Annotated in this window: 2 pseudogenes; both read left to right on the forward strand. The window is 74.4% G+C overall.

From position 1 onward, the window contains the following. Nucleotides 1–354 (forward strand): annotated as a pseudogene (locus tag A9X04_RS24945) (SAM-dependent methyltransferase); the annotation flags it as partial. Nucleotides 355–462: 108 nt separating this feature from the next. Next, nucleotides 463–726 (forward strand): annotated as a pseudogene (locus A9X04_RS31765) (alpha/beta hydrolase); the annotation flags it as partial.

The raw sequence follows: 726 nt of genomic DNA on the forward strand, positions 1-726 counted from the left end.
GCGCCGGTCCTGCTGGGCGATGTGTTCGACCCGCTGCCCGCGATGGGCCTGTGGCAGACGGTGTTGTTGGTCGACGGCAACGTGGGCCTCGGCGGGGACCCGCGCCGCATCCTGGGGCGGGCCGCCGAGCTGCTGGCGCGGGGCGGGCGCTGCGTGGCCGAATTCGACGCCGAGAACATCGGCATCCGATCGCGCTGGGTCCGGCTGGAGTCCGCCTGCGAGGTCGGGCCCTGGTTCCGGTGGGCGTCGGTCGGCGTGGACAGTGCCGCCGCACTGGCCGCGCAGGTCGGCCTGACGCTGACCGGCGTTCGTCTGATCGGCGGCCGGGTGATCGCCTGCCTGGCGGCGATGTGAGCGTGGGGAGAGGCGCCGCCGACGGCCGACGCGGCGTCGACGCAAACGTCAGTTTCGGAGCCGGGGGCGGGGGTACGCTGCCCTAACACCACGGCAAGGAGGCCGGCTATGACATCGTGCGCGAAATGGTTGCTGCGGGCGCGTCCCGGCGACTACGCGCTGGCCTTGAGCGTCGCGGGCGCTTCGCTACCGGTGGTCGGCAAGCACCTCGAGCCGCTGGGCGGCCTCACCGCGATGGGCATCTGGGGCGCCCGGCACGCCCCCGAGTTCTTCTCCGGGATGACCAAGCCCCGCCCGTCGCCCGACGGCGACGACGCCCGCCTCCCCGACGGGTTGAGCGCCCGGGACGTCTCCGTCGCGGCGCTGCGCGGG

The organism is Mycobacterium sp. E3247 (assembly GCF_001667785.1).
Classification (GTDB): domain Bacteria; phylum Actinomycetota; class Actinomycetes; order Mycobacteriales; family Mycobacteriaceae; genus Mycobacterium.